The organism is Adhaeribacter terreus, from assembly GCF_042657365.1.
Classification (GTDB): domain Bacteria; phylum Bacteroidota; class Bacteroidia; order Cytophagales; family Hymenobacteraceae; genus Adhaeribacter_A; species Adhaeribacter_A terreus.
In genome coordinates, this window is the sequence record NZ_JBHSKT010000005.1 from 226,624 (window position 1) to 248,033 (window position 21,410).

The 21,410-nt window shown below is 45.7% G+C and carries 16 protein-coding genes; 10 read left to right on the plus strand and 6 right to left on the minus strand.

From position 1 onward, the window contains the following. Nucleotides 1-200 precede the first annotated feature (200 nt). The 3 genes from ACFPIB_RS10510 (at nucleotide 201) to ACFPIB_RS10520 (ending at nucleotide 2,237) form a co-directional block, all read left to right on the plus strand. Nucleotides 201-1,469, plus strand: a complete 1,269-nt coding sequence (locus ACFPIB_RS10510; protein WP_378017409.1) for a carboxypeptidase-like regulatory domain-containing protein — start codon at nucleotides 201-203, stop codon at nucleotides 1,467-1,469. A gap of 46 nt (nucleotides 1,470-1,515) precedes the next feature. Further along, on the plus strand, nucleotides 1,516-1,689 hold the full coding sequence (locus ACFPIB_RS10515) for a FeoB-associated Cys-rich membrane protein (protein WP_378017410.1): 174 nt from the start codon (nucleotides 1,516-1,518) through the stop codon (nucleotides 1,687-1,689). A gap of 212 nt (nucleotides 1,690-1,901) precedes the next feature. Continuing rightward, nucleotides 1,902-2,237, plus strand: a complete 336-nt coding sequence (locus ACFPIB_RS10520) for a hypothetical protein (RefSeq protein WP_378017411.1) — start codon at nucleotides 1,902-1,904, stop codon at nucleotides 2,235-2,237. 198 nt (nucleotides 2,238-2,435) lie between these two features. On the opposite strand, the gene ACFPIB_RS10525 is transcribed toward ACFPIB_RS10520, so the two are convergent. The 5 genes from ACFPIB_RS10525 to radA form a co-directional block, all read right to left on the minus strand. Then, nucleotides 2,436-3,437 (minus strand): mechanosensitive ion channel family protein, encoded by a 1,002-nt coding sequence (locus tag ACFPIB_RS10525; protein WP_378017412.1) that lies wholly within the window; start codon nucleotides 3,435-3,437, stop codon nucleotides 2,436-2,438. Nucleotides 3,438-3,584: 147 nt separating this feature from the next. Then, entirely contained in the window at nucleotides 3,585-3,821 is a 237-nt protein-coding gene (locus ACFPIB_RS10530; RefSeq protein WP_378017413.1) for a putative signal transducing protein, read from the minus strand. Nucleotides 3,822-3,994: 173 nt separating this feature from the next. Further along, nucleotides 3,995-5,017 carry an SPASM domain-containing protein gene (locus tag ACFPIB_RS10535; protein WP_378017414.1) on the minus strand — a complete coding sequence of 341 codons (1,023 nt, stop codon included), beginning with the start codon at nucleotides 5,015-5,017 and terminating at the stop codon, nucleotides 3,995-3,997. Between the two features lie 294 nt (nucleotides 5,018-5,311). Further along, on the minus strand, nucleotides 5,312-6,739 hold the full coding sequence (locus ACFPIB_RS10540; protein WP_378017415.1) for a TlpA family protein disulfide reductase: 1,428 nt from the start codon (nucleotides 6,737-6,739) through the stop codon (nucleotides 5,312-5,314). A 268-nt stretch (nucleotides 6,740-7,007) separates the two neighbouring features. After that, a complete protein-coding gene (gene radA / locus ACFPIB_RS10545; protein ID WP_378017416.1) occupies nucleotides 7,008-8,387 on the minus strand; it encodes a DNA repair protein RadA in 1,380 nt (459 codons plus the stop codon). Between the two features lie 737 nt (nucleotides 8,388-9,124). Between radA and ACFPIB_RS10550 the strand changes: the two genes are divergently transcribed. Genes ACFPIB_RS10550 through ACFPIB_RS10560 form a run of 3 tightly spaced genes read left to right on the plus strand, consistent with a single transcriptional unit; the run spans nucleotide 9,125 to nucleotide 17,029 of the window. Beyond that, nucleotides 9,125-14,044 carry an ice-binding family protein gene (locus ACFPIB_RS10550; RefSeq protein WP_378017417.1) on the plus strand — a complete coding sequence of 1,640 codons (4,920 nt, stop codon included), beginning with the start codon at nucleotides 9,125-9,127 and terminating at the stop codon, nucleotides 14,042-14,044. A 33-nt stretch (nucleotides 14,045-14,077) separates the two neighbouring features. Next, nucleotides 14,078-15,022, plus strand: a complete 945-nt coding sequence (locus ACFPIB_RS10555) for a PorP/SprF family type IX secretion system membrane protein (RefSeq protein WP_378017418.1) — start codon at nucleotides 14,078-14,080, stop codon at nucleotides 15,020-15,022. 21 nt (nucleotides 15,023-15,043) lie between these two features. Continuing rightward, nucleotides 15,044-17,029, plus strand: coding sequence for an OmpA family protein (locus tag ACFPIB_RS10560; RefSeq protein WP_378017419.1), 1,986 nt, complete (start codon nucleotides 15,044-15,046; stop codon nucleotides 17,027-17,029). 134 nt (nucleotides 17,030-17,163) lie between these two features. Here the strand turns inward: ACFPIB_RS10560 and ACFPIB_RS10565 are convergent, their stop codons facing one another. Further along, nucleotides 17,164-18,165, minus strand: a complete 1,002-nt coding sequence (locus tag ACFPIB_RS10565) for a sugar phosphate nucleotidyltransferase (RefSeq protein ID WP_378017420.1) — start codon at nucleotides 18,163-18,165, stop codon at nucleotides 17,164-17,166. Between the two features lie 297 nt (nucleotides 18,166-18,462). On the opposite strand from ACFPIB_RS10565, the gene ACFPIB_RS10570 reads away from it, so the two are divergent. The 4 genes from ACFPIB_RS10570 (at nucleotide 18,463) to ACFPIB_RS10585 (ending at nucleotide 21,337) form a co-directional block, all read left to right on the plus strand. Next, a complete protein-coding gene (locus tag ACFPIB_RS10570) occupies nucleotides 18,463-19,041 on the plus strand; it encodes a LemA family protein (protein ID WP_378017421.1) in 579 nt (192 codons plus the stop codon). Nucleotides 19,042-19,205: 164 nt separating this feature from the next. Continuing rightward, the gene (locus tag ACFPIB_RS10575; protein ID WP_378017422.1) at nucleotides 19,206-19,640 is read left to right on the plus strand and encodes a TPM domain-containing protein; all 435 of its coding nucleotides are present in this window, start codon (nucleotides 19,206-19,208) and stop codon (nucleotides 19,638-19,640) included. Between the two features lie 63 nt (nucleotides 19,641-19,703). Continuing rightward, nucleotides 19,704-20,492 (plus strand): TPM domain-containing protein, encoded by a 789-nt coding sequence (locus ACFPIB_RS10580; protein ID WP_378017423.1) that lies wholly within the window; start codon nucleotides 19,704-19,706, stop codon nucleotides 20,490-20,492. Between the two features lie 218 nt (nucleotides 20,493-20,710). Then, nucleotides 20,711-21,337: a c-type cytochrome gene (locus tag ACFPIB_RS10585; protein WP_378017424.1), complete on the plus strand. Its 627-nt coding sequence runs from the start codon at nucleotides 20,711-20,713 to the stop codon at nucleotides 21,335-21,337. The last annotated feature ends 73 nt before the right edge of the window (nucleotides 21,338-21,410 follow it).

Below are 21,410 nucleotides of genomic sequence, written 5' to 3' on the forward strand. Positions count from 1 at the left end.
CTCCCCTCCTTTTCAAGGAGGGGTTAGGGGTGGCTAAATCCCTTAATCTTCAAATTTGACGAATCCAAATTCAGACAATTGACTTTTTTACTTCAAAAACATAGCGTTTTTATTTCCCGGATCGTAACTTAACACGGTTCTGATATGAAGAGGCAATGCCGGTTTTAAAAAGCAGTTTTTTTCTGGTAATATTTACTTGTTTGCTTTTGGCGGTACCGGTTGCTTTTGCGCAACAAAAAGTGCTGAATGGTAGGGTTTTAGATACAAAAACTGCTTTGCCCATTGAAGGTGCGGTCATTCAGTTCAGCAATGCTGAAAAAGCTATTGCCACAGATGCTAAAGGTAGTTTTTCGCTGCCAATCGATACCGTTTTTGCGGGGCAAATGCTTATTATTTCGCATTTGGGTTATGAGAAATTTACACTTAAACTAAAGCCTGGCCAAGCTAATATTACAGTTAGTTTAACACCTAAAACAAATACGCTTTCGGAAGTAAGAATTACAGCATCTAAAAAACTGAAACCGGCCAAAGTTCGTCCGGAAACGGTTTTGGATTTTGGCATTACGAATGACCGGCTTTTTGTTTTGGGCTGGGAAACCGGGCAGAAAAACCCTACCCTTCAGGTGCTGAATTTATACAACGACAGCCTGCTGATGAATTGCCGGTTACCGGTTTACGCCGAAAAGCTCTACGTAGATTGCCTGGAAAATCTGCATTTACTCACCGCGAACCATGCTTTTCAGATTTATTTAGATTCTGTTTCTTTAGCCTTGTACCCGCCCGAAACCAAAGCTACTTTTGAACAACATTTGTTTCCCTGTCTGACAACTGATAATGAAAATGCGTACTTCCGGCGGAATATCAACAAAGGCATTATCGTTTCTTTTTACACGGTAAACCGGCAAAGCCACGAAACAAAATTATTTCGTATGGTGGCAGATGAAGCCGTTCTGACCATGCAACAAAGTGAAGCCAGGTTTCAGTTTTTCAGAAGCGGACAAAATGGTGCAGATCCTGAAATGAATATGAACCGCACCGCACATACGTTAGAAAATAATATTGCTTTCGCCCAAAAAGTCATGTTCGAAGCGCCATACGTACCCTTGCTAAAAATCGGTAAAGAAATTTGTTTGTTCGATCATGTGAACGGCGAAATTGAATTTTATGAGCGCGATAGCCTGCGAAGAGTTTTACCGGTGAATTACCATTTGCAGCCGAATTGGGACAAGCAGATCTTGATAGATGCGCCGCAGGAAAAAGCGTATGTTTTATTCCGTAAAAACGGGCTTCCGGAGTTAAGGCTTTTAGACCTGCAAACCGGCGAACTGTTGAGTACTTATAAACTGGGGCATCCGTTTGCGGAAAAAATTTCGGTACATAACGGTCAGGTTTATTTCCTTTATAAAGATCCGGCTAAGAATTTCCGGCAGTTTTTATACAAGGCGCCGCTAAACGCACTGCAAAATTAATCCGACCATAAACTTTTTGTACCTTTGTAAACGTTAAAGCATTACGATGCAGGAAATTCTGATCCTTCTTATTTTTGTGGCGGCGGTTGCTTACCTGGGGCGCATGTTCTGGCGGCAGGCTACCAGCAACGAGAAAAGTTGTGCCAAAGGCTGCGGCGGTTGCTCCACCATAAATCCGGATGCGCTGGAAAAGCAGATAAAAGCGGCGCAACGCAAATAATTTATTCCCTTCCTCTGATTTTTTTAAGCTTTTTCCCTGCCGTTTTTTTCGGTTTTTTGGGCTGAAAACCTGGGGTTTTTCAGGTTCCGGATGCAAAATGGTTTTTCTTATTTTTTAGTTTTTTTCTTTTCAGGTCAACACATTGGCGGGCTTTTTACGTATAGCTTTCATACTATATTTTAACGCTGTAAAAACTAAAAAGCTATAAAACTATGCAAGACAAAGAAGAAGAACGCTCGCTGATAAACGTAGAAAAACGCCTCGACCGGGAAGGTTTTACCGCCGATTTTAAAGTATCGCAAGGCAAATTATGCGTAATGGGCACCGATAAAATGTATAATGCAGAGGATGTGCAGATCGTAGATTTTTACCGTTTTGAAGGCGAAAGCGACCCCGATGATATGTCGATCTTATATGCCATAGAAACCACCGACGGTGTAAAAGGTACCATTTCCAACTCCTACGGAACTTACGCCGACAGCAACGTAGACGCTTTCCTGAAACAGGTAGAAGACCTTGGCAAAAACCTCGATAAGAAGAATAAGTAATGTGTTGATCGTTTAACGTGTTATTAATTTCAGTGCTTAAAAAAAACCGGTTTGGCGAAAAGCTGAACCGGTTTTTTTATAACTGAAACGCTATAGTTTTCGCGCTTAAAACTCAGATTTCTGTATAGTGCGCTTTAAAGTTTTTCACCCTGACTTCAACTCTCGTTCAGCAATTCACTCATTCTAAAAGAAAGCGCATCAATTCCCGTTCGGTTTTTCGGTTTCTTCTTCGAAAGTAGTAGTAGTTTGGCTGCCGGTTTTTTTGCTTGCATCTGGCGTTGGGAAAGGTTCGATGGTAGGCGGGATTGGTGTGGGCGTAAAAGCTGCCAAAGGCGACGCACCCTGTTGCCGGCTCGAATCGAATTCGAAGGTTTGGATCGGGAACGGAAATTTGATATGGTGTAAGTCGTAAGCTTTTTTGATCTTCATAATGGCTTCGCTGCGGGCCGTTACATAATCGGTTTGGCGCGTATAATGCACCCAGAACCGCACTAGCACAATAATGGCGCTTTCGCTGAATTCCTCGAAAAACACTTCCACTTCCTTCGAATCTATCTGGCCGGTAATGCCTTGTACGGCTTCTAAGGTAACGGCCACCACTTTATCGAGATCTTCCTGGTAAGAAACGCGGTAGTTCAGGTCAATTCGCCGCAAGCCATAATAAGTGAAATTGATCGTGGCGCTTTCAAAAACCTTGCGGTTAGGTACTTTTACCAGTTCGCCGGTTTGCCGCCGGATGTCGATGGTGCGCATGTTTATGCGTTCTATGGTGCCGAAATGTTCGTTGGTTTCAATTACATCGCCCACGCCAAAAGGCTTGCGCACGGCAATAATTACCCCGGAAATAAAGTTGGCCGCAATATCCTGAAAAGCAAAACCGAGCGCTAAACCCAAAATACCAACCCCGGCCAGCAACGAAGTAACCGTTTTATCGAGTTTCAGAATGCCAAGCGCAAAGAAGATCCCCATTAGAATTACGCCCGTGTAAACCAGCGTAGCAATAAGGTTATTCAGCGGCACGCTGTGCGAAACTTTAACCAGTAATTTTTCGGAGCCTTTTCTGAACAACCGGGCTACCAGAAACGTGACGATCAGTACCAGAATGGCCATGATCAGGTTGGGCAGCATTAAAATAAAATACTGCAGCCACATTTCCAGCTTTTCCGATACCAGCTTTAAGGCGTTGTTAATTTCATTCATAAAAGCGCGAATTTTCCCGCGAAGTCGGTTTTAACTATACGGCAATTTGCAAATTGGTTTTGTTGTATAGCAAATTGGTGAGCAATTAGCCGGCCACTTTTACAGGCAAAAACGCTACCGTTTTTCTGCTAAAAACTGCCGTTTCATTTATTGTTCTTCCGAAAGAAAAGGTTTATCGGCCAGAATCTCCTTTGCGCGTTCCAGATCAGTAGCGGCTACTTTCAATTTTACACCGCCGGTAAGCTGCGCCGCAAACGGGTATATGGTCGAAAAATTTTCCCCGATCACATACGCCGGAATTCCCTCCGACTCCAGCCGCCCTTTCAGAATATGCGCCTCTACCGGCATTAAATACGCTGCCAGCGTAACCAGTTCATCTTGCATTTTAAATTGTTTAATGGCTGAATTGTTAAATTGTTAAATTGTTAATTGCTGATTGGTTGTATAACTAAAAACGGTATGCTTTAACGCTGAAAAACTGCCTAATTGTAAATGGATAATTCATTCGTAAATCCTGATCAATCAACAATTAACAATCAGCAATTAAACAATTTAAATCAGCCCCAAACTTTAGTGCCTTCGGTGCAGTTTTTACACATTTCTATCTGGCTGCGGCCTTTTAAAAGCTGGCTCCGGAAGTTGCGGTATTTTTCGCCTTGCCAGAGTTGTTTGAAGCTTTGGTTTTTCAGGTCGCCCAAACGGTATTCGGCATCTTTATCGAAACAGCACGGCACCACCAGGCCATCCCAGGTAATTACGCAGCTATGCCACATTTTCCAGCAATGGTCTATCAGCTTATTCTTTAACGACCATGTTCCGTTGCCATTGTTCTGGTAGCGCGAATAATAATCGATGGTAGGAATAAGCGGCGACCCGTGCTGGTAATCGTAGATCTGCGCCGTTTTGAACCACACATCGTCCACGCCAATTTCCTTGCCGAGCTGCTTTACATCGGCTATCTGATGCTCATTCGGTTTTACTACCAGAAACTGAAAAATAATAAACGGCGTCTGCGATTTCAATTCCTTTTTCCACTTCACCAGGTTGCGCGTGCCTTCCAGCACTTTATCCAGCTTGCCGCCTACCCGGTAATTCTGGTAAACTTCCTGCGTAGCGCCGTCTATGGAAATAATAATTCTGTCGAGGCCGCTTTCTACCGTTTTACGGGCGTTTTCATCGTTTAAATAATGGGCGTTGGTGGAAGTTGCCGTATAAATTCCTTTACTGGAAGCGTATTTGGCCAGTTCTAAAAACCGCGGGTGCAAATAAGGTTCGCCCTGAAAATAGAAAATGAGATAAAGCAATTTCTGGTGCAGTTCGTCTATCGTTTTTTTGAAAAGATCGTCCTGCAGCATACCGGTGGGCCGGGTGAAAGAGCGCAAACCGCTCGGGCATTCCGGGCATCGTAAATTACAACTGGTAGTCGGTTCAAAAGAAATGCTCAGCGGGCTGCCATAATGGTTGGCTTTGCCGGTTATTTTGGAAAGCACGTAACTACCTACCACCTGCGCCGCGTTAAAACTGCGTTTCAGCGTAAGTTTAGAGAGGAAATTGAAACCGTCGCGTACCTTCGAATTCATCTGGAATGGCTTTCTACGTAAAAGTAATCAGAAAAATGCCCGCGCCCAATCTTATTCTGAAATCAGGAAGCTATTTGAATAATGCTCTGGTTTTAAAGCAAAAAAGCCTACCGTTTTGTGGCAGGCTTTTCAGGCTTATCATACTGTTTTTACCAAAGAGCCTTGGTCTGTGCGCCACAGACCAAGGTGAAGGCAAATGCTATACTTTTTTAACAAAAAAGCCTACCGTTTTCAGGCAGGCTTTTCAGTTTTAGTAGCTCAACAATTTAACAATTAAGCCATTTAACAATTAGTTTATTTTTTCAGTGCAGTTGCCGTATTAGCTGCTTTGCCAAAACTCTGGGCAATTTCGTCGGTAGAGCCGTGGCTGCTTGGGCGTTTCGGTTTGGTATTCAGGAATGTACCGTCTTCGGCAATTAAAAAGTAAGACGGGTTTTCTTTCAGTTCGTAAAGTTTTTTCAGGTCTTCAGAAGCAGTTTTACCAAAGGCATGTACGCCTAAAAGCTGCTTTTTGGTAACCATGTTGCGCCACGCTTTTTCGTCTTTATCCATGCCGATGTTCACAAAAACAATGTCGCGGCCTTCCATTTTCTTGGCCAGATCCTGCGCATACGGCATATCCATCAGGCACAAACCGCAATTCGTTTCCCAGAAGCTCAGGTAAACCAGCTTGCCTTTAAAATCCTGCAGGCTTACAGTGTCGCCGGAAACGGTGGTCATTACAAAATCCGGAGCCGGGCTACCGATAGCAAATTTTTTATTGGCTTCGTAGGTGTCGTTTATCAGCTTGGCAAATTTTGGGTTGCTGTTGCTTTTGTTGAAATCGCGGAGCATGCGGTCGGTAAACCCAATATGGCCGGTTTTGCAAGATTCGAAAATAATGCGGGCCTGCACTAAATTCAGCGCGTTGCCGCTTAATTTGTTTTTAGCCAGTTCAAAAAGCTGGTAGAAATAATCCTGATCGGTTTTCTTGAAATTGCCTGCCGTTGCCAGGTAATGCAGGTAATTCATGGCAAAATCGTTGTAAACCGGGCTAATAAAAGCAGCAGGGTTATTCAGGTCGAGCGTTTTCAGGAATTCAAAATAAGCGGGCGTCATTGTCAGGCGCTTCTCGGCAAATACGATCTTTTCGCGTAAATCCGGGAAGGTCAGACGGTCGTTAGCCCAGGTAAATTCGATCTGTGCTTTGGCGTATTTCTGAAAGGCTTCGGAAAGCGGGCTTTTGGCAATATATTTTTGCAGAAAAATTTCCTGATCCTCTTTCTTCGCGTTTATGAATTTCGAGAACTGTTCTTCACGCATGTAAATATTATCGGGCAAAACCTGATAATCTTCGTTCTCTTCAAATTTCTTTTCCTGCTCGCGCAGATATACGTTTTCTGCTTCGCCCTGGCCTTTAAATTTTATGGTTTTTACCACGTTGTCGGCGCTGAATTTCAGTTCCAGGTTGTCGCCGGGCTGTAAAAAAAGCGTAATGCCGTCTTCGCCGTTGGTCAGGTCGGCCAGTACTGGTTTCTCCAGTTGCAAGGTCATCCGGAATTCGCCTTTTTCGTTCAGGGCAGCATACGTTTTATGCGTGCGGGCGTCAAAAGGGTTGTCGGGAATTTGTAATAAAATGCTATCGCTTTCAGCGTTGCTTACTTTGCCGGTAAGCGTTACGTTCTGGGCCGCCGCCGAAAAACAAATGCCTGTTAAAATGGTGAGGAGTAATCCTTTTCTCATAAATCGTTGCCTATCTCTTTGCTTTGTCTTAATTCTGGAAAGCGATCCGGCTCAAAATGGTTTGCAGAGCCTTGTTATCAGTATGCTTCAGCAGTTTGCGGCTAAGGTATATTGAATTTGTTTCCTAAAGATATTGAAACACAGACAAATTATTTTTAAAAAAATTCGATTCTCCTGCATCTTTTTAAAAGAAATTAAGAAACAAGTCTGTTTGCGGAAATATGGAAGGAACTTATGTTACTATTTAAAGAATTTTTGAATTTAAGCATCAGCCAAACAGGCCGCTTAACACCTCTTCCAGTTTGCTAACTGTGTGAATCTTAATGCCCCGGTTCTTTAAGTCCAGTCCTTTAACATTAAACTTCGAAATATAAATTTCTTTAAAGCCCAGTTTCTCCGCTTCGCTTATCCGGTTCTCGATCCGGTTCACCGCCCGTATCTCGCCGCTCAAGCCAACTTCGGCCGCAAAACAAGTGGTGCTTGGTATGACTAGGTCGTCGAAGGAAGATAAAATAGAAGCACAAACGGCCAGGTCTATAGCCGGGTCTTCCACTTTTAAACCGCCTGCAATATTCAGGAAAACGTCTTGCGTACCCAGTTTAAAACCGCCGCGTTTTTCCAGCACAGCCAGCAACATATTTAAGCGTTTGGCATCGAAGCCGGTACTGGAGCGCTGCGGCGTACCATACGTGGCCGGGCTTACCAGGCTTTGCACTTCAATTAAAAACGGCCGGTTGCCTTCCAGAGTCGCGCCAATAGCAATGCCGCTCAGGCTTTCTTCGCGTTGCGAAATGAGTATTTCCGAAGGATTGTTCACTTGCCTTAAACCGCTGCCCTGCATTTCATAAATACCTAGTTCCGAAGTAGAGCCAAAACGGTTTTTGGTGGTGCGCAGAATACGGTAGGTCATGTGGCGGTCGCCTTCAAACTGCAGAACCGTATCTACCATGTGCTCCAGAATTTTCGGGCCGGCCAGGTTTCCTTCTTTTGTAATGTGGCCAATTAAAAATACCGGGGTGCCACTTTCTTTCGCATATTTTAAAAGTTCCGCCGTGCATTCTCGTACCTGCGAAATGCTGCCCGCGCCGCTCTCAATAAAAGAAGAATGCAACGTTTGAATAGAATCTACGATCAGCAATTCGGGTTGTAATTGTTCTATCTGTTTGAAAATATTCTGCGTGCCGGTTTCGGTAAGAATGAAGCAATTGTTTGGCGTTGGCCCCAAGCGTTCGGCGCGCATTTTTATCTGCAATTCACTTTCTTCGCCGCTTACATAAAGTACCCGTTGGGTTTTAAGCGAAAGTGCAATTTGCAGCATTAATGTAGATTTCCCGATTCCCGGTTCGCCGCCAATTAAAATCATAGAGCCCGGCACGATGCCGCCGCCCAAAACCCGGTTCAGTTCCTGGTCGGAGGTTTCTATGCGGTGTTCTTCCTGGTAGCTTATTTCGGCGAGTGGCTTCGGTTTAGCAGCAATTTGCCGGCTTGAAGAAACCGGTTTCCAGGCGGCTACCGTATTGGCTTCCTCCCGCTGAATTACTTCTTCCACGTAGGTGTTCCATTCGCCGCAAGCCGGGCACCGCCCAATCCATTTTGCCGATTGCGCGCCGCAATTCTGGCAGAAATAAGAGGTTTTAATCTTAGCCATTTACAAATTTAACAATTACGCCGCAGCAATGAGCTTTTTATTAAGTACGGTTGCTGATAAAATGTTTCCCTTTTTGAAGTTGCAGGCCAGATTCAGTAAAAAACGCTATGGTTTTGCACTAAAAAACTGCTTGTCAGGTTTATGCGCCATGTGGCTTGGTAAATACTTTCACAAATAAAAATTGAAGTATTCGGGCAACGAATAATTTTTTGGCGGAAGTATGGAATTATGAATTTATAATTTTTGTAGTGGCTCAGAATACTTACTTTTTTGTCCGAAAACCATAGCGTTTTCCCATGTTCCTGTTAAAGTGCACTTGTCAGAAAAGCAGAAAACGCCATTTCAGAACATTGGGTTAGAGGATTTTTTAAAAAGATGAGTCTTTTTAAACTGTACTGATTGTGTTGCCGGATGTTGGCTGCTTTTTGGTGAAAATGAATGCAGATTACTTGTGTTTTCTGACTTAACTTGTTGAATTTCACTTTTCTGAGTTTGAAAGGAAATATATTGTTAAGTTTTCAAATACTTTAAAAGAAGTAGCTTGAATTATTTGAAAATTGTAGATATTTGATTGACGAAATTCTGCCTGATTCATTCTTGTGTTTTGCTTGGTCGGAATTGTAGTTATTTAAGAAATGTAGCTAGTGGCTTTTATGAATAAAATTGTACTCATAAAATTAATTTTTGTTCTTACTCTTTTTAACGCTTTCGGCCAAACCAAGCCGACGCTCGGGACAATGGGTAATTTTACCGTGTTGGCTGGTACGCATATTACCAGCACCGGCAATACTATTATCTACGACAATATTGGTGCCGGAACTTACTTCAGTGGTTTTACATTTACTACCCCACCTCAAAGTACACCAACCGGCCCCGGAATTATAACGGGTGCGCAGCATCTTAACAACACGGCCTATCAATCTGCCATGACGGATCTGACGGCTGCTTACAACCAGGTTGCGGCGCAAACATTTACCCAAAACCTCAGTGGGCAGGTTTTAGGCGGGCAGGTAAAATCCGTTACGCCCGGCGTTTATCGTTTCAACGGCAATGCCACCCTTTCCGATACTCTTACCCTCAATGCGCAGGGAAATCCGAATGCCGTATTTATTTTTCAGGTTCTCGGTAATCTTACCACATTGCCTAATGCCCTGATCAGTATGCGTCAGGGAGCCCGTTCGCCGAATATTTTCTGGCAGGTAGGTAACTCGGTAATAATGGGTGCCGGTACCAATATTAAGGGTTCCGTTTTTGCAAATCAGAGCATTACCATGGGTAACGGTGCCATTATGCAGGGCCGTGCCATGTCGCTTAATAGTTTTGTGCAGCTGAATAATAACCCCATCACTATTCCGCCGCCCCGCTTCAACTCCGATATTTCTGTTACAAAAACGAAAACTCCCGGCCCATATGCTGTAGGTTCGCAAATTACATACACCATTGTTGTAAAAAACTTAGGCCCGAATAATGAAACCAACCTGCTTGTAAGCGACCTGTTGCCGCCGGGCCTGACTTTTATCAGTGCTACTACTACCAATCATACGCCTTACAGCCAGACAACCGGTTTCTGGTCGGTAGATGAACTGAATAACGGCGATTCCGATACATTAACCATTGTAGCCACTATTACTGCGCCGAACTTTATTACCAATACCGCCACGGTAGCCGGCGATGCGATCGACAATAATCAAAGCAATAATGCTTCCAGTGTAACTATTTGCGCGGTTCCTACCAAACCCGGCGTTATTACCGGCCCTGCTGTACTTTGTATCGGCGGAACGGGAAACACATATTCTATTGCTGCAGTGCCAGGTTCTACCCGTTATAACTGGAGTGTGCCAACCGGCTGGATCATTACTAACGGGCAAAATACAAATTCTATAAGCTTGTTGCCGGGGCCTGATACCGCTTCTGCTGTTATCTCAGTAACTGCTGTAAACTCCTGCGGCGAAAGTGAACCAAGTACGAAACGCATCCGGGCAATTCCGCCTCCGCCACCAGTTCTTCCTCCGATAGCCGGAAATCCTTTCCCTTGTCGTAATTCTACTGGTAATGTATATAGTATTCCACCGCTACTGGCAGTAAACAATTATTCCTGGACGGTGCCAACTGGCTGGACCATTACCGCCGGTCAGGGAACGAATAGCATTACAGTTACGGCAGGTAGCCTGGCAGGAGTGATCAGTCTTACGGTTAGTAATGACTGCGGAACAAGTGGTCCCAAAACCTTGAACGTCAATCCTGCTACCGGACCACCGGCACTTCCGGGTCCTATTACCAGCAACAATGCCGGAGATCCATGTGTCAGCCAGGTAGGTTTGGTTTATTCAGTGCCTGCACTTGTAAATGCTTCTACTTATTCCTGGACTGTACCAACCGGCTGGACTATTACTGCCGGCCAGGGAACGAATAGCATTACTGTTTCTGCCGGTGCTAATCCGGGTGTGATTTCTGTGTTTGCAACAAATGGTTGCGGTAACAGTCCGGTAGCTACTTACATCGTAAATCCGGTTACTGCGCCGCCGGTTGTAACCGGACCAATCACAGGTCAGTTCGTGCCTTGTATCGGTCAGACTTCTATTACATATTCTGTACCGGCTCAAAGCGGAGTTGGATCTTATAACTGGACTGTACCTGCCGGCTGGACTATTACTGCCGGACAAGGAACAAATACAATTACCGTAACAGCTGGTAGCTCTGCCGGTGCTGTGAGTGTAACCGCTACAAATGGTTGCGGGACTGGAGCAGCCGTTGCGCAAGTAGTTACCCCGGCAACAACGGTTCCTCCTGCTCCTGGTGCCATTGTGAGTACCACTGGAGGAAATCCATGCGCAGGCCAGACGAATCTGGTTTATACATTGGTGCCGGTAAGTGGTGCTTCTACTTACAACTGGACCGTGCCAGCCGGCTGGACTATTACCAGTGGTCAGGGTACATCTTCAATCACCGTTACTGCCGGTTCTACTTCCGGGCCAATTTCAGTAGTAGCGGTAAACGGTTGTGGTTCGAGTGCAGCCAGTACCTTAGGTCTTACACCAACCACCACTCCGCCACCTGTTCCAGGTAATATTGCTGGTAACACCGTGCCGTGCGCCGGAAGCACTATGAATGTTTATAGTATTCCGGTAGTAAGTGGTGCTTCTTCTTATAACTGGACTGTACCTGCCGGCTGGACTATTACTTCCGGACAAGGAACAAATACGATTACAGTAACTGCAGGAAATTCTAATGGAAGTATAAGTGTAACGGCATCAAATGCTTGCGGCGCCGGTTCGGCCAGTACTTCACTGGTAATTGCAGCAACAGCTGTTCCTCCGGTTCCAGGGGCTATTACCGGAAATGTAAATATGTGTATCAACCAGACTGGTATTACTTATTCAATTGCACCGGTAAACAATGCTTCAGGTTATACCTGGTCAGTGCCTGCAGGCTGGACTATTACTGCTGGTCAGGGTACTAATACTGTTACTGTTACAGCTGGCACAAATCCGGGTAATATTTCGGTAGTTGCGACAAATGGTTGCGGCAGCGGTCTTTCAACGGCACTTGCTTTGGTCCCGATCACAAATCCGCCGGCTACACCTGGTAATATTACCGGAAACCTGGTGCCTTGTACCGGCCAATCGAACGTAACTTATACTATAGCTCCTGTAACCGGAGCAACCGGGTATAACTGGACCGTGCCTGCCGGCTGGACCATTACAGCTGGTCAGGGTACAACGAGCATTACAGTTACCACCGGAAATAATTCAGGTAATGTGAGTGTTAGTGCTACAAACAGTTGTGGACCTGGTGCACCCCGGACTCTAAACGTTACTCCTTCTTCAACAGCTGCGCCTGCTCCCGGACCGATCACGGGTATTGCTATTCCGTGTATTGGCCAGACAGGATTAACATATTCAATTGCAGCAGTAGCGGGAGCTTCCAGCTATAGCTGGACAGTGCCTGCCGGCTGGACCATAAACAGCGGACAAGGTACTATCTCAATTCAGGTAACTGCCGGAAGCGTAGCCGGTAATATTTCGGTGGTAGCAGCTAATGGTTGCGGAACCGGTATTGCCAGCACTCAAGCTGTGCAACCAACCTTTACCCCGCCAGTTGCGCCGGGAAATATTATCGGGAATAGTGTGCCATGCTCTACAAGTGGTAATTTAACGTATTCTGTGCTGCTTGTTAATAGTGCCTATGCTTATACCTGGACGGTGCCTGCCGGCTGGAATATTGTGAGCGGACAGGGAACAAATAGTATAACGGTAACTCCAGGCACTGGCGCTGGTACTATTGCTGTAACGGCAACAAATGGTTGTGGTACAAGCCCCGCTTCCAGCCTGAATGTGATGATCTCAACAACTGCGCCTCCGCAGCCAGGACAAATAACGGCACCATTTAGTGGTAGTCCGTGTGCTGGCCAAACGGGGTTAGTATATTCTATTAGTCCGGTAGTAGGTGCTTCTTCTTATAACTGGACTTTACCAACCGGTTGGACGCTTGTTAGCGGACAGGGAACAACTTCAATTCAGGTAACAGCCGGAACTTCTTCCGGATTAGTTTCAGTAGTAGCATCAAATGGTTGTGGCAGCAGCAGCGCCAGTACATTGGCTACTACACCTACCTCCAAACCGCCCTTAACTTCCGGTGTAATTGAAGGACCACTTTCGCCATGTACCGGAAATGTTGCTACTACTTACAGAACTACCGGCGTAAACGGTGCAACGGGTTATACCTGGACGGTGCCTTTAGGCTGGCAAATTACTGCCGGACAGGGAACCACTTCTATTACAGTAACCCCTGGAACCAAAGCCGGAAATGTAGGAGTAGTTGCTTACAATGGTTGCGGAGCCGGAACTCCAAGTGAATTAAATGCTACCCCAACAAACCAGCCGCCAGTTATAATTGGTAATATATTGGGTAATACAACGCTTTGCGCTGACGAAAAAGGAGTGATTTTCAGTATTGCCGGAGTTGCAGGCGCCGATTCCTTTAGCTGGGAAGTGCCTAAGGGCTGGAATATTGTAAGCGGGCAGGGTACCGATTCTATTGTAGTGAATGGTGGAACGAATAGTGGTGAAGTGGTGGTAGTTGCAATGAACGGTTGCGGTGCCAGCGCAGCAACCCGTCTGGCTGTAACTGTTCAGGTACCATTGGTTTTCACAAACGAAATTAAAGATGAAAGTTCGCCATGCATTGGCTTACGCTATTCGGTAGATCCTATTCCGGGAGCTGTAGCTTATAACTGGACTGTTCCGGCCGATTGGCAGATACTCAGCGGTGCCGGTACAACTTCTATTGTGGTGAAAGCCGGTTCGGCTGAAGGACAGATCTCGGTGGTTGCGCAAACAGCTACCTGCCAGGGCTTGCCAATAGAAGCGAAAATGAAAGCCAGTGCCTCTGACCCTGACCTTAAAATTCCTAATGCTTTCTCGCCGAATAATGATGACGTGAACGAAAAATGGGTGGTTGAAAATCTGGAGAATTACGATGAAAATGAACTTACGGTAATAAACCGTTGGGGTAATGAGGTTTTCCGCCAGAAGAATTATAAGAATAACTGGAATGGCCAGGGCCTGAGCCCGGGAACCTATTATTATATTCTACAGGTGAAGGTTTGCGATAATTCTGAAAAAACAATGAAAGGTTACGTGATGATTGTTCGCTAACCCAGAAAAATGGTATTAAATATTAGTAAAAAAATGCGCCGTATTATTATAGTTTTAGGAATCTGGTTGGTAGCAGGGAGTGCATACGCGCAGCAGAGTGCCCAGTATACGCAGTATATTTTTAACGGCCTGGTCGTGAATCCGGCTTATGCAGGCAGCAAGGAAATCTGGAATGTGAATGCTATTTACCGGGATCAATGGAGCGGGCTGGAAGGCCGGCCTACTACCCAGACTTTTAGCGCAGATGGAAGTATTAAAGAGAATAAGTTAGGTCTGGGCTTCCAGGCTATTAACGACCAGATAGGGGCAGATGGGCAACTAAGCCTGATGGGAAGTGCGGCGGTGCGGTTGAATGTGAGTGAAACCAGTAAATTCCGGTTTGGTATTTCTGGGGGGATTACCCAATTTTCCCGTGACTGGACCAAGATAAAAATGACGGATATGAACGACCAGGTAAACCCGGGTACGAAAGTTACCGCCATTGCTCCAACCTTAAAGGCCGGGGTTTATTTTCATACCGAACAATTTTATGCAGGTTTTTCGGCAGCTAATTTAATACCAGTAGAAAATGAGTTTGTGCTGACACCAACCCGCCATTATTTCCTTACTTCGGGCTACGTGTTTAACCTGGGGCAAAATGTTAAATTTAAGCCGAGCTTTTTGCTGAAAGAAGATTTTAAAGGCCCGACCAACCTCGATCTGAATGCATTTGTGCTTTTTGCTGAACGGATCTGGGTAGGATCTTCGTACCGAACCGGCCTGAACCTGATCCATAAAGTTTCTACGGAAGATAAAGTAAACCTTTCGAGCGCCTGGGCAGGCATTGTAGAATTATACGTTACGCCAAAACTGAAACTGGGGTACGCTTACGATGTTACGCTGACAGGCCTGAATAATTATGACAGCCACGAAATTTCGCTGGGCTTTTTCTTCCTGAAAAAAGAAGAGACCAATATGCTTTCGCCGCGCTATTTCTAAAATTCCCCTCTGCCCTTGAACATGAACTTACGCTTACTTTTTCTACCCTTTTCCCTGGTGTTTTTTCTGGGTCTTTCCCGGCCGGTTTCCGGACAGACCGATCTGAAAGTTGCTGACCGCCTTTACGATGAAATGGCTTTTGCGCAGGCAACGGAAGCGTATAAAAAACTGCTCGATAAGAATGAACCGAGCCTGGAAATTATCCAGCGCATTGCGCATGGTTACCGATTGATGAATGTGAGCAAGGAAGCTGAATTCTGGTATGCGCAGGTGCTTGCTTTTCCGGGCGCGGCTAGTATCAATACCTTCTTTTATGCCGAAGCAGCGCGCCGGAACGGGAATTATGAAAAGGCGAAACAACTCTATCTGCAATATGGCAACCAGGTAAAGTCCGATCAGGCGATGGCTATGAAACTGGCTTATGCCTGCGATCAGGCGCAATACTGGACCAAAAATCCTCAGCCGGTGGCTTTAACTGCCGAAACTTTTAATTCGACGAATTCTGATTTCAGCCCGGTATTTTATAAGAATGGCATTGTGTTTACTTCAGACCGGGAAAAACAGGAAAAAGGCGCCGATAATGAAATTTATGCCTGGACAGGCAAACCGTATCTGCAGCTGTATTATTTAGAAAAAGACAAGGATAAGAACTGGGGAAAAGTGCAGCCGCTGCCGGAACCTGTGAACAGTACGTATCACAACGGCGCCGCGGTTTTTTCAGCCGATGGAAATACCGTTTTTTATACCCGTACCAACAAAGAGAAATACAAGAAGAAAAAAGTAAATACGGATCCTACAAGCTGGGCTAATCCGCCTTTGAAAGATGCGCCGGTTAGTCGCCTGGAAATTTACATTTCGCAGTTTAAAAATAACGAATGGACCAAGCCTAAACCTTTTGCTTATAATAAACCGCGGGAATATTCTGTTGGTCATCCGGCACTTTCGCCCAATGGTAATATTCTTTATTTCGCGTCTGATATGCCGGGCGGTTTTGGAGAAACAGATCTTTATTACTGCACCAAAGAGGCCGATGGCAGTTGGAGCAAGCCGGTAAACTGCGGCAATGTAGTAAACACTGTCGGCAAAGAATGTTTCCCTACGCTGGCGCCGGATGGTACTTTGCACTTTTCTTCGGACGGGCATTTGGGTATGGGTGGCCTGGATCTGTTTTCGGCAAAAGGTACCAAAGCAAAATGGCAGGCTGTAACCAATCTCGAAACACCTTTTAATTCAGGTGGCGACGATTTCGGGATCATTTTTGACCCGGAAGGAAAAGGAGAGACCGGTTATTTTTCTTCGAACCGCGGCAGCGAAAGTGGTACGGATGATATTTATTCGTTCAAATCGAGCCGCGTGCCTTGTACATTGGCGGGTTTAACCGTTGAGCAGCCAGAAGCGAAACAAGCGCAGACGGAAGGCAAACCGCTTAGCAACGTAACGCTGCGCCTTTACCGGGCCGGCGATACTACCGCTTTGGTTTCGTATTCAGATAAAGATGGTAAGTTTAGTTTCCCGATTCAGGGTGGGGTAAAATACATTGTAAAAGGTTCGAAGGAAGGTTATTTAACCAAATCGGTAGAAGTGATGCCTGAATGCCAGAGCGTATTGGATCTGGCAAAGCTGGCCCTGACGCTGAATAAGAATAAAGTGAACAGCTCTTATATTGTAGAGAACATTTACTACGATCTGGATAAGAGTGAAATACGGCCAGATGCGGCCCGCGAGCTGGATAAGCTGGTGGTGATGTTGCAGGATAACCCGGAAGTGAAAATAGAGCTGAGTTCCCATACCGATAGCCGCCAGACCGATCATTATAACCAGATGCTGTCGCAGTTGCGGGCCGATGCTGCCGTAAAATATATAATTTCCAGAGGCATTGATTACAGACGTATTACGGCCAAAGGTTACGGGGAAAGTCAGTTGCGTAACCGGTGTAAAGACGGCGTAAACTGCTCGGAAGATGAGCACCAGCTGAACCGCCGGACCGAATTTAAACTTATTAAGTAAGTTCGGGTTTTAGTGGCTTCAGGCATAGCGTTTCGGGTTTCTATGAGTTTTTGAGGCTGAAACCATACCGTTTTTAAATAAAAGCGCCCGCTATTTTTATAATAGCGGGCGCTTTTATTTAAGCCTACGTTAAATTACTTTTCGCTGAAATTGATCTCGGTATTGTCTCCGATATTAAGGCTGTAACTCAGGCCTTTGAGGCAGGAATCGTTGCCAATGATGGAGTCGTGCATAACGGTATTGTGCAATTCGCTGTATTCGCCGATGATGGAATTTTGCAGCACGGTATAATCTATAATTGTATTCTGGCCGATGGCAACGTTCGGGCCGATCACGGAATTGGATATGGTACAGCCCTGCCCGATGCTTACCGGCGGAATAATAATGGTGTTCGGGAATTCGGGTTTTTCAGCCTGCAGGAATTCGGGACGGTTGAGCAGAACGGCGTTGGTATGAAGCAGACTTTCTTTGCGGCCGCAATCGTACCAATGGTCTACTTCGCAGGTACTAATCTTTTCGCCATGTTCTATCAGGTCCATGAGCGCGTCGGTCAGGTGGTATTCGTGCTGCGTTTTAATGCCTTCTTTTATAATATATTCCAGGCTTTGAGCCAGCTTTTCGGGATGAGCAATTTTATACAAACCTACCAGCGCAAAATTCGATTTGGGGAAACTTGGTTTTTCTACGAGCTTGGTAATATGGGCATGTTCGTCGGTTTCGATGATACCGAAAAGGGATGGTTGGTTTACTTTTTTTACGCACAGCATCGATTGCTGCGAATCGATGATCTTTTGCATATCTACGTCGATGATCGCGTCGCCGAGCATGATGAGGATGCTTTCTTCGTGGCGGAAACTTTCGCGGGCAACCCAAAGAGCATGGCCTAAACCTTCGCGCGGTTCCTGCACTACAAATTCAGCGCGGATGTTGGGGTAATTCCGTTTTACGTAGGCTTCTACTTTACCTCCCAAATACCCGATAATGAAAACGAAATCCTGAATGCCGGCCTGTTGCAGCCTTTCTATAATGTGGCCGAGTATGGTGTTGCCAGCTACCGGAATAAGCGATTTAGGTTGGGTGTGGGTGTGCGGGCGCAGTTTTTTACCGCTGCCAGCTACCGGAATTACAGCCTTCATACGTTCAGGGTTTTACGCAATATAAACAATTAAAATTGGTTTTGTTGGTACATTAGCAGGATTTTGGCTTCTATGGGCATGAATTTGAACTCTGCACCGGCAGGTTTTCAGACTTTTTAAGCCCTAAACCCTACCGTTTTTTTGTATGGAAAACCGGCTCCGGAAATTTTTAGAATAACTGCAAACAGGTAAATCCGTACGTTAAGCGCAGAACGGCGGGCGTGCCACTTTTTAGGGCGAAAACCCTACCGTTTGTTTATATTGCAGAACCAAAATATTCAAATCAACTCAAAAACTATGAAACGATTATTGCTTTACTTTTTCGGCCTGGTAGTGTTGCTTTCGCAGACTTCGTGTGGCTATAACGAGATGGTGCAGAAAGACGAAAATGTAGCCGGAAAATGGGCCAACGTGCAGAATGCGTATCAGCGCCGTGCCGACCTGGTGCCGAACCTGGTGAATACCGTAAAAGGGGCCGCTAATTTTGAGAAGGAAACACTTACGCAGGTAATTGAGGCGCGCGCCAAAGCTACGAGTGTGCAACTTAACCCCGATCAGCTCACGCCGGAAAACATGCAGAAATTTCAGGAAGCGCAGGGCCAGTTAAGCGGTGCATTGTCCCGGTTGTTAGTAACGGTAGAAAAATATCCGGAGCTGAAAGCGAACCAGAACTTCCTGGAATTGCAGGCGCAGCTGGAAGGTACGGAAAACCGCATTTCGGTGGAGCGCATGAAATACAACGAAGCTGTGCAGGATTATAATACTTACATCCGCTCTTTCCCACGCAACTTCATTGCCGGCTGGTTCGATTTTGAGCGCAAAACGCCGTTTGCCGCCGATGCCGCCGCCCAGAAAGCCCCAACAGTTCAATTTTAATTTAAGTGATTAGTGATTAATGAATTGTGATTAGTCTTCTTTCCGGCGGAAATATTCCTTCCAAAAACGGTATGGTTTTGCATTAAAAAACTGCCTGAAACGCAAACGCTGAAATGATACTAATCTAGATTTACTAATCACTATTCATTAATCACTAAAAAAAGATGCGCGACATTATTACCGAAGATCAGGAAAAGGAAATTGTGGAGGCCATTGCGCAGGCAGAAGCCAATACATCCGGGGAAATACGGGTGCATATTGAGAATAACTGCCAGGTAGATCCGCTGGACCGGGCTGTGGAAGTTTTTGCGAGCCTGCACATGCATCAAACCAAATTGCGCAACGGGGTTTTGTTTTACGTAGCTCTGAAAAGCCACAAATTTGCCGTGATCGGCGATGCCGGGATCAATGCCGTTGTGCCCGATAATTTCTGGGACGAAACTAAAACCACGGTGCTATCGGAGTTTAAGAATGGTAATTACGGCGCCGGTTTGGTGAAAGGCATTTTAATGGCTGGCGAACAACTCCGCACCTTTTTTCCGCACGATCCCGAAACCGATACGAACGAATTGCACAACGATGTTTCCTTCGGGGAATAAACCGGTTTGCAACTTTTATTACCTGTAACTTCCCGTTCCGGCGAAGTTGCCAATAAGTACCTTATGAAAAAGTATTTCCTTTTTTGTTGTTTCCTGTTTCTGGCTTTGCTCAGTTTTGCGCAGGATGCCAGCGATATTCCGCCGCGCCCGAATCCGCCCAAACTGGTGAACGACCTGGCGAATATGCTCGCTCCGCAGGAAGTGGAAATGCTGGAACAGAAACTGGTAAACTACAACGATTCTACTTCCACGCAAATTGCCATTGTAACCGTTACCTCGCTGGGCCCTTACGAAGTAGCCGATTTTGCGTACCGCATTGGTGAAACCTGGGGCGTAGGGGGCAAAGGCAAAAATAACGGCATTCTGATATTGGTATCGAAAAACGAACGAAAAGTCAATATCTCCACCGGTTATGGTCTGGAACATGTAGTGCCCGATGCTTATGCCAAACGCATTATTGAGCAAATAATTAAACCGGCTTTTGCCCGTGGCGACTTCTACCATGGCCTGAACAGCGCTACCGACCAGATCATTTTGCTGGCCAGCGGCGAATACAAAGCGGAACCGAAAGATTACGGCGATGGTGGCAGTTCGCCGATATTGTTCTGGGTGATCATCGGTATTCTGGTAATATTCATTATCTCCAGAATGTTTGGTGGCGGTAAAGGTGGCGGTCGTCGTGGTGGTGGCATGCGCACACTCATGAATCCTTACGGCGGCTTTGGTACGTTTGGCGATTTTTCTTCCGGTCGTGGTCCGTTTGGCGGCGGTGGCTGGGGCGGCGGTGGCGGTGGTTTCGGCGGCTTTGGTGGCGGAAGCTTCGGCGGTGGCGGGGCCAGCGGCGACTGGTAATTTTTCAGGTTAAAATTGATACTGTTCAGAAGCACCGGGGAATTTATTCCGGTGCTTTTTTATGCCAGTTAGCTTAATTTATGAGGGAAGGAACAAGCGGTAAATAAACATCAGGAAAAGTAAATGGTTTTATTTATTCCGGTTGATTTATGGTGAAATGTTTAAATAAACACCAGCCGGAATGAAGAGTGACCTTACAATCTTTAAAAGCTTTTCCTATGAAAAAAATATTTGTGCCTGCTACTTGTATGCTCTTTTCAAGCGTCGTATTTCTAAATGCATGCAATAATGCCGGAAAACCAGTTGAAACAAACGAAAACCAAGCCAATGTAGAACTGGCCGACTCTGGCGAGAAAAAGCTGAGCACCGAAGAATTAGTAACAAAAGGCGAGCACCTAGTAACGGTTGGTGTCTGCGACGATTGCCATTCGCCCAAAAAATACAAAAACGGAATACCGGAGCCGGATCAGGCTAAACGTTTATCCGGCCATCCGGCTGGTCTGAAGCTTGCCCCATACGATGCTAAAACTGTGAAAAATGGCTGGGTGTTGGGCAATGAACATTTTACGGCCTGGGTTGGGCCTTGGGGTACTTCTTTTTCCGCCAACCTCACGCCCGATACTGCTACCGGAATTGGAAATTGGACCGAAGAGCAATTTTTTATATCTATTCGAGAAGGCAAATTTCATGGGCTGGAAGATGGCCGCATGTTGCTCCCACCTATGCCCTGGCCGAATTTTAAAAATTATACCGACGAAGAGTTGAAAGCTATTTTTGCTTACCTGAAATCTATTCCGGCGGTAAAAAATGCTGTGCCGGCTCCAATTCCACCCAAAGGCGCCTGAGTTTTTGTGGTTAAAACCATAGCGTTTTGAAATGGTCGGTAAAGCTGCGGGCTATTTTTTTGTTAGCGGAAGT

Coding starts and splice junctions, on each gene's coding strand:
- ACFPIB_RS10515 (WP_378017410.1), top strand. CDS start 1,516: ATGCAGGAAATTCTGATCCTTCTTATTTTTGTGGCGGCGGTTGCTTAC.
- ACFPIB_RS10520 (WP_378017411.1), top strand. CDS start 1,902: ATGCAAGACAAAGAAGAAGAACGCTCGCTGATAAACGTAGAAAAACGC.
- ACFPIB_RS10525 (WP_378017412.1), bottom strand. CDS start 3,437: ATGAATGAAATTAACAACGCCTTAAAGCTGGTATCGGAAAAGCTGGAA.
- ACFPIB_RS10530 (WP_378017413.1), bottom strand. CDS start 3,821: ATGCAAGATGAACTGGTTACGCTGGCAGCGTATTTAATGCCGGTAGAG.
- ACFPIB_RS10535 (WP_378017414.1), bottom strand. CDS start 5,017: ATGAATTCGAAGGTACGCGACGGTTTCAATTTCCTCTCTAAACTTACG.
- ACFPIB_RS10540 (WP_378017415.1), bottom strand. CDS start 6,739: ATGAGAAAAGGATTACTCCTCACCATTTTAACAGGCATTTGTTTTTCG.
- radA (WP_378017416.1), bottom strand. CDS start 8,387: ATGGCTAAGATTAAAACCTCTTATTTCTGCCAGAATTGCGGCGCGCAA.
- ACFPIB_RS10550 (WP_378017417.1), top strand. CDS start 9,125: ATGGGTAATTTTACCGTGTTGGCTGGTACGCATATTACCAGCACCGGC.
- ACFPIB_RS10555 (WP_378017418.1), top strand. CDS start 14,078: ATGCGCCGTATTATTATAGTTTTAGGAATCTGGTTGGTAGCAGGGAGT.
- ACFPIB_RS10560 (WP_378017419.1), top strand. CDS start 15,044: ATGAACTTACGCTTACTTTTTCTACCCTTTTCCCTGGTGTTTTTTCTG.
- ACFPIB_RS10565 (WP_378017420.1), bottom strand. CDS start 18,165: ATGAAGGCTGTAATTCCGGTAGCTGGCAGCGGTAAAAAACTGCGCCCG.
- ACFPIB_RS10570 (WP_378017421.1), top strand. CDS start 18,463: ATGAAACGATTATTGCTTTACTTTTTCGGCCTGGTAGTGTTGCTTTCG.
- ACFPIB_RS10575 (WP_378017422.1), top strand. CDS start 19,206: ATGCGCGACATTATTACCGAAGATCAGGAAAAGGAAATTGTGGAGGCC.
- ACFPIB_RS10580 (WP_378017423.1), top strand. CDS start 19,704: ATGAAAAAGTATTTCCTTTTTTGTTGTTTCCTGTTTCTGGCTTTGCTC.
- ACFPIB_RS10585 (WP_378017424.1), top strand. CDS start 20,711: ATGAAAAAAATATTTGTGCCTGCTACTTGTATGCTCTTTTCAAGCGTC.